At 76.6% G+C, this 6,389-nt stretch carries 8 protein-coding genes; 5 read left to right on the top strand and 3 right to left on the bottom strand.

Annotated elements, in window-relative coordinates:
• Positions 1-62: 62 nt before the first annotated feature.
• A complete protein-coding gene (gene cysK, locus Q4D18_RS08715; RefSeq protein WP_303127399.1) occupies positions 63-998 on the bottom strand; it encodes a cysteine synthase A in 936 nt (311 codons plus the stop codon).
• Positions 999-1,061: 63 nt separating this feature from the next.
• Positions 1,062-1,640 (bottom strand): peptide-methionine (S)-S-oxide reductase MsrA, encoded by a 579-nt coding sequence (msrA, locus tag Q4D18_RS08710; protein ID WP_303127397.1) that lies wholly within the window; start codon positions 1,638-1,640, stop codon positions 1,062-1,064.
• A gap of 93 nt (positions 1,641-1,733) precedes the next feature.
• Here msrA and Q4D18_RS08705 point away from each other — a divergent pair, with 93 nt between their 5' ends.
• The 3 genes from Q4D18_RS08705 (at position 1,734) to Q4D18_RS08695 (ending at position 4,512) form a co-directional block, all read left to right on the top strand.
• Entirely contained in the window at positions 1,734-2,666 is a 933-nt protein-coding gene (locus Q4D18_RS08705; protein ID WP_303127395.1) for a Nif3-like dinuclear metal center hexameric protein, read from the top strand.
• Complete coding sequence (locus Q4D18_RS08700; protein WP_303127393.1) at positions 2,663-3,397, top strand: DNA-binding protein; 735 nt, start codon at positions 2,663-2,665, stop codon at positions 3,395-3,397. The genes Q4D18_RS08705 and Q4D18_RS08700 overlap by 4 nt, the downstream gene beginning before the upstream one ends.
• 107 nt (positions 3,398-3,504) lie before the next feature.
• Positions 3,505-4,512, top strand: a complete 1,008-nt coding sequence (locus Q4D18_RS08695) for a reverse transcriptase-like protein (RefSeq protein ID WP_303127391.1) — start codon at positions 3,505-3,507, stop codon at positions 4,510-4,512.
• A gap of 19 nt (positions 4,513-4,531) precedes the next feature.
• On the opposite strand, the gene yaaA is transcribed toward Q4D18_RS08695, so the two are convergent.
• Positions 4,532-5,338 (bottom strand): YaaA family protein, encoded by an 807-nt coding sequence (gene yaaA, locus Q4D18_RS08690; RefSeq protein ID WP_303127389.1) that lies wholly within the window; start codon positions 5,336-5,338, stop codon positions 4,532-4,534.
• Positions 5,339-5,458: 120 nt separating this feature from the next.
• On the opposite strand from yaaA, the gene Q4D18_RS08685 reads away from it, so the two are divergent.
• Both Q4D18_RS08685 and Q4D18_RS08680 read left to right on the top strand, forming a co-directional pair.
• Positions 5,459-5,767 (top strand): hypothetical protein, encoded by a 309-nt coding sequence (locus Q4D18_RS08685; protein WP_303127387.1) that lies wholly within the window; start codon positions 5,459-5,461, stop codon positions 5,765-5,767.
• 40 nt (positions 5,768-5,807) lie between these two features.
• Entirely contained in the window at positions 5,808-6,383 is a 576-nt protein-coding gene (locus Q4D18_RS08680; RefSeq protein WP_303127385.1) for a DapH/DapD/GlmU-related protein, read from the top strand.
• The last annotated feature ends 6 nt before the right edge of the window (positions 6,384-6,389 follow it).

Genomic DNA, 6,389 nt, shown 5'->3' with positions numbered 1-6,389 from the left:
GGGGGGGCGGCCGCGCCCGCGCGGGGGCCCCGCGCCGCCGTCGTGGTGCGTCGGGGGCGGCGTCAGCCGCGGATGTCCTCGAAGAGGGCGGTGGAGATGTAGCGCTCGCCGAAGTCGCAGACGACCGCGACGATCAGCTTGCCCTCGTTCTCAGGCTTGGCCGCCTCCTTGAGTGCGGCCGAGACGATCGCGCCGGTGGAGATGCCGCCGAGGATGCCCTCCTGCGAGCCCAGGGCACGCGCGGTGGACAGCGACTCCTCGAAGCCGGCCGCGTAGACCTCGTCGTAGATCTCGGTGTCCAGGATCTCCGGCACGAAGTTCGCGCCGATGCCCTGGATCTTGTGGGGGCCGGCCTGGCCGCCGGAGAGGATGGGGGAGTCCGCCGGCTCCACGGCCACGAGGCGCACGTCCGGGTTCTGCTCGCGCAGGTAGCGGCCGGCGCCGGTGATGGTGCCGCCGGTGCCGACGCCGGCCACGAAGGTGTGCACGGTGCCGTCCGAGGCGTCCCAGATCTCCGGGCCCGTGGTGGTGTAGTGCGCCTGGATGTTGGCCTCGTTGGCGAACTGCTGGGCCCAGATGGAGTTGGGGGTCTCCGCCACGATCTGCTGGGCGCGCTCGAGGGCGCCGCGCATGCCGTCCGCGCCGGGGGTCAGGACGATCTCGGCGCCGTAGGCGCGCAGCATCACGCGGCGCTCGGCGGACATGGTCTCCGGCATGGTCAGGACGACCTTGTAGCCGCGGGCGGCGCCGACCATGGCCAGGGCGATGCCGGTGTTGCCGGAGGTGCCCTCCACGATGGTGCCGCCGGGGGTGAGCTGCCCGGACTTCTCCGCCGCGTCCACGATCGCGACGCCGATGCGGTCCTTGACCGAGTTGGCCGGGTTGTAGAACTCCACCTTGACGGCGACGTCGCCGGGCAGGTCCTTGGTCAGGGAGTTCAGGCGGACCAGCGGGGTCCCGCCGACGGCCTGGGTGATGTCGTCGAGGATTGTGGCCATGGGTGTGCCTCCTGGGGCTCGAGAGGGATGGTGGCGTCCGGTCAGGCTAGCGAGGCCCGGCGATCAGGCGTCGGGCGTGAGCCATGCGGCGTAGCGTTGCCGGACCTTCGCCAGCTTGGGGTCGATGACCACGCGGCAGTAGCCGTTGAACGGCTGCCGCGCGTAGAAGTCCTGGTGCACCGGCTCGGCCGGGTGCCACGGGCCGGCGGGCTCCACGGTGGTGACGATCGGTCGGTCGAACAGCTCCTGCGCGCGGGAGATCTGCGCGTGGAGGAACTCGGCCTCGGCCTCGTCCCGGGCGAACACGGCGGAGCGGTACTGCGTGCCCACGTCCGCGCCCTGCCGGTTCAGGGAGGTCGGGTCGTGGCCGGTGAAGAACAGGTCCATGACCACCTCGGCGGGGACGACGGCGGCGTCGAAGCGCACACGGACGGCCTCGGCGTGGCCGGTGGTCCCGGTGCACACGGACTCGTAGTCGGGGTCCGGGGTGTGACCGCCGGTGTAGCCGGACTCCACGCCCAGCACGCCGCGCACCCTCCGGTAGACGGCGTCCAGGCACCAGAAGCAGCCGCCGGCGAGGGTGAGCTCGCGGACGTCGGCGGGCGGGGCATCGGTCGCGTCGGGGTGCGGGGCGGTGGTCATGGCGGGAACAGCAACGCCCGGCCCGGATCCATTCCCGCCGGGGGAGGTGTCCCGGTGCTGTGCGGCGGCCGAGGGGGGTGCATGATGGTGCCTATGACCGTCCCGGACCATTCCCCGCCGGGCGGAGGCTCCGTCTCGGAGAACCGCTCGGACACGCCCACGCTCGCCCAGGCGCTCGCCGCGATCGAACGCCTGTGGCCCGCCCGCCTCGCGGAGTCCTGGGACGCCGTCGGGCCCGTGGCCGGCCGCCCGGACGCGCCCGTGCGGCGGGTCCTGTTCGCGGTGGACCCGGTGCAGGCCGTGGCGGACGAGGCCGTGGAGATCGGCGCGGACCTCGTGGTCACCCACCATCCGCTGCTGCTGCGCGGCGCCACCTCCGTGGCCGCCGCGGGACACCCCGGCGCGGCCAAGGGCTCCGTGGTGCACACGCTGATCGAGCACGGGGTCGGCCTGGTGGCCGCCCACACCAACGCGGACGCCGCCGTGGGCGGCGTCTCCGACGCGATCGCCCGGCGCCTCGGCGTGACGGGCGTGCGTCCGCTCGCCCCCTCCTCCGGCGGGGACGGGGACGAGGGCATCGGCCGCGTGGGCGAGCTCGAGTCCCCCGTGAGCCTGCGCGCGTTCGCCGAGCGCGTGGCCGCCGTCGTGCCCGCCACCGCCGGCGGCGTGCGCGTGGCCGGGGATCCCGAGGCCCCCGTGCGCCGCGTGGCCGTGTGCGGCGGTGCGGGGGACGGGCTGTTCGACGCCGTCCGCGCGGCGGACGCGGACGTGTACGTCACCTCCGACCTGCGCCACCATCCGGCCTCCGAGGCCCGGCAGACCGCGCTGCTCGGCGACGGCCGCCCGGCTCTCGTGGACGTGGCGCACTTCGCGAGCGAGTGGCTGTGGCTGGCGGACGGCGCCCATGCGCTGCGGGAGGCCCTCGAGGCGGACGGGCTCACGGTGGAGACGTCCGTCTCCGAGCGCGTCACCGACCCGTGGGACCTGCTGATCGGCGGCGGCGCGGCAGGCGGTGGTCGGCCGTGAGCGAGGTGACCGCGACCCCCGCAGAGCAGCTGCGTCTGCTCGAGCTGCAGCAGCTGGACCTGCAGATCGCCCGCGCCCGGCAGACCCTCGCCGGGCTGCGCGCCGACCCCGAGCTCGCACGCCTGCGGGAGGCCCTGGCCGCCGCGGAGGCCGTCGTGGCCGAGCGGGAGGCGGCCGAGGCCGAGGTGGACGCCGCCGCGGCCCACGCCTCCGAGAAGGCCACCACCACCCGGGCCCGGCGGGACCGCACGCGCGGCCGGCTGGAGTCCGGGGAGGGCTCGTCGAAGGAGCTCGTCGGGCTCCAGCACGAGCTGGCCACGCTCGACGCCCTGCTCGCCGAGCACGACGACGCCGCCCTCGCCGCGATGGAGGCCGCGGACGCCGCGGACGCCGCCGTGGCCGAGGCCCGCGCCGCCGCCGAGGACGCCCGCCGCGCCGTGGCCGAGCGCACCGCCGCCGTCCGGGCCGAGGGCGCGCGGGTGACCGAGGAGGGCCGGGAGCTCGCCGGCCGCCGGACCGGCCTGGCCACGCGGCTGCCCGCCGCGCTGCTGGCCCTCTACGAGGCCGCCCGGGAGCGCAACGGCGGCATCGGCGCCGCCCGGCTGGAGGGGCGGCGCACCAGCGCGTCCGGCACCGAGCTCTCCCCGGCGGACCTGGACGCGATCACCCGCCTGCCCGCGGACGCGGTGGCGCAGGACCCGGAGACGGGGATCGTCGTCGTCCGCACCTGACGTCCGCGCCTGACCCCGTCCGCCGTCCCGGCCAGCGTCCCCGCCGTTAGAGTGGGGCACCGCGTCCGGGACGGCCCCGGGGGCGGTGCACGGAGAGGGAGGTCGGCATGGCCCAGCGTGTCCTGCAGGTCGAGGCGGACGGCGGTTCGCGGGGCAACCCCGGGATCGCCGGCTACGGTGCGCTGGTCCGCGACCCCGCCACGGGGGAGATCCTCATGACGGACGCCGCCCCGCTGGGGAAGGCCTCCAACAACGTGGCCGAGTACTCCGGGCTCGTGGCCGGGCTTCAGATGGCCCGGGCGATCGATCCCGACGCGCGCGTCCACGTGAAGATGGACTCCAAGCTCGTGGTGGAGCAGATGTCCGGGCGGTGGAAGATCAAGCACGACGACATGCGCCGTCTGGCCGCCACCGCCCGCGGCGTCCTGCCGCCCGCGCAGGTGACCTACGAGTGGATCCCGCGCGCCAGGAACAAGGACGCCGACCGCCTGTCCAACGAGGCCATGGACGCCGGCGCCCGCGGCGGGCAGTGGGACGCCGGGGCCTCCGAGGTGCCCGTGACGGCGCCCGTCGCGCCCCGTCCCGCGGCCGAGGACGACGACGGCGGCACCCGCCCCGACGCGGACGCGCCCGCCGTGCCGGCCGCGGCCGGGACGGACTCCACGGCCGGCGCGCCGGCCCAGGCCCCGGGCGACGAGCTGACCGGGCAGGAGGCCCGCCCCACGGGCCGGCTGCACCACGTGGAGGTGTGGGTCGCGGACCTCGAGGCCGCCCGGAGCACGCTCGGGTGGCTGTTCGAGCGGCTGGGCTACGTGCCCGGGGACGCCTGGGCCGAGGGGTGCACCTACCGCGGGGCGGGGGAGTACCTGGTGCTGGAGTCCGGCCGGGACGTGGCCGACGGCGGGCACGACCGCCTGCGCCCGGGGCTGAACCACCTCGCGTTCCGCGCCGGCTCCCGCGCGGATGTGGACCGGCTGGCTGAGCAGGCGCAGGAGCGCGGCTTCACCCTGCTCTTCGCCGACCGCCACCCGTTCGCCGGCGGCCGGGACCACTATGCCGCCTACCTCGAGACGCCCGACGGGTTCGAGGTCGAGCTGGTGGCCGGGCGGGGCTGACCCGCCCGGCGTGCCCCTCTCAGGCCTCCGGGAGGACCACCCGCAGGGAGCCCGGACGCCGCCCGGCCGGGGCGATCAGCTCGACCTCCCACGGGTGCGGGCCGTCCGCGGCACCGGCCCGGGCGACGACGTCCGCCGCCCGCTCGAGCGTGCCCGCCGCCCGCGGCCCGGCCTCGAGCAGCGTCCGGGCCACCAGACCGCGGGTGTGCTTGGCGAAGTGGGAGACCACGGTGGGCGCCCCATCGCGCAGCTGGAACACGTCCACCGTGAGCGTGCGCTCCGCCGGTGCCCGCCACTGGGCTGCGTACCCACCCGAGCGGCAGTCGACCACGGGGCCGCCCCGGGACTCGGCGTACGCGTCCAGGGCGGGGCTCAGGACCGGCCGCCACCAGGCCGCCAGTCCCGGCAGGTCCGGCAGTCGGGCCCCCACGGGCAGGCGGTACGCGGGGATGCGGTCGGCCAGCGTCGTGGCCCCGAACAGGGCCGAGGAGATGAGGACGTCCGTGGCCGCCCGGCGCTTCGCCGCGGGGGAGAGGGAGGCGAGCTCGAGCGCCTCGAAGAGGACGCCCGTGTAGACCCGGCGCGCGGGGGCCGCGGGCGCCGCGTCCAGGCGCGTGTTCGCGGCGACCTCGTCCGCGAGGGAGGCGCCCACGCCCAGCAGCGCCGCCGCGTCCTGTCGCGCGGAGACCTCGGCCAGCCGCCTCAGCAGCTCCCGGCGGGCGGCGGTGACCCCGTCCGCGTCGGCCAGGACGAGCGCGTCCAGGTCCAGGGGGGCGCCGGAGCGGGGGGCGGTCTTGCCCTCGGAGGGCGGGAGCAGGATCAGCATCCCTCCAGACTAGGACGGGCCGTGCCCGGGGCCCGCGTGCGCCGGGGCCGTGCGCCTGGCAGGGTGGAGCCCTGTGCCCGCCGCGCCGGTCGGCGGGACCCGAGGAGTGAGGATCCGCACATGAACGCGATGGACGTCTTCGCCTGGGTGTTCCCGGCCGTCCTGCTGGTGGTGGCGCTGGCCTTCTGGCTCGGCGTGCGCTCGAGCGGGCGGGACCACGAGGAGTCCGACCTGGAGCGGCGCCTGCGCGAGCGCACGTTCACCGGCGCCCCGCGCGCCCGCCTCGAGTGGCCCAAGGACCGCCGTCGGCCCACCCCGGCCCGGCTCGTGCGGATCGGGGAGTCCTACGGGTACCGCCTGGTCTCCCGGGACGAGACCGAGCACGTGTACCTCCTCGACTTCGAGCGCGCGGACGACGACGACCTGTGAGGCCTCGGCCCGCGGACCCGGACGGCCCTACGCTGGGGCCATGACCAGGATCGAGCCCCTCCGCCCGGCCGCCCGCCTGCGCGGCCTCGTCCGCAGCGTCGCCGACACGGCCCGCCGGAGCGCCGCCCCGGACCCCGCGTCCGTCGACGCCGACACCCCGGACGCCGTGCGCGAGCGCCTGCGCCGCTCCGGCGTGAGCGTGCACGAGTCCACCACGGTGCACCCCACGGCCCGCGTCCAGCCCGGCGCCGTGATCGGCGCGCGCGGGTGGGTCAACGCGGACGTGCGGATCGACCGGTGCGTGACCATCGGCGACGACGTCGCCCTCGCCCCCGGCGTGCGGCTGGAGTGCCACACCCACGAGATCGGCCCGAGCCGGCACCGTGCGGGCGCCACGCTGCGGCAGCCGGTGACGATCGAGGAGGGCTGCTGGATCGGCCTGGGCGCGCTGGTGCTGCCGGGTGTGACGGTGGCGCGCGGCTGCGTGGTGGCGGCGGGCGCCGTCGTCGCGAAGGACACGGAGCCGGACGGGGTCTACGGCGGCGTGCCGGCCAAGCGCCTCAAGGACCTCCCCGTGGAGGGCGTCGAGGCGGGCGAGGGGACGGACCGGCTGTAAGCCGGG

The sequence above is a fragment of the Micrococcus sp. genome, from assembly GCF_030523875.1.
GTDB lineage: Bacteria > Actinomycetota > Actinomycetes > Actinomycetales > Micrococcaceae > Micrococcus.
Note: the sequence above shows the minus strand (reverse complement) of the source record. Positions and strands in the feature narration are given on the sequence as shown.

Excerpts from the sequence above, each read along its gene's own strand:
- Q4D18_RS08705 (WP_303127395.1), top strand. The coding sequence starts at position 1,734 with ATGACCGTCCCGGACCATTCCCCGCCGGGCGGAGGCTCCGTCTCGGAG.
- msrA (WP_303127397.1), bottom strand. The coding sequence starts at position 1,640 with ATGACCACCGCCCCGCACCCCGACGCGACCGATGCCCCGCCCGCCGAC.
- Q4D18_RS08680 (WP_303127385.1), top strand. The coding sequence starts at position 5,808 with ATGACCAGGATCGAGCCCCTCCGCCCGGCCGCCCGCCTGCGCGGCCTC.
- Q4D18_RS08695 (WP_303127391.1), top strand. The coding sequence starts at position 3,505 with ATGGCCCAGCGTGTCCTGCAGGTCGAGGCGGACGGCGGTTCGCGGGGC.
- Q4D18_RS08685 (WP_303127387.1), top strand. The coding sequence starts at position 5,459 with ATGAACGCGATGGACGTCTTCGCCTGGGTGTTCCCGGCCGTCCTGCTG.
- yaaA (WP_303127389.1), bottom strand. The coding sequence starts at position 5,338 with ATGCTGATCCTGCTCCCGCCCTCCGAGGGCAAGACCGCCCCCCGCTCC.
- cysK (WP_303127399.1), bottom strand. The coding sequence starts at position 998 with ATGGCCACAATCCTCGACGACATCACCCAGGCCGTCGGCGGGACCCCG.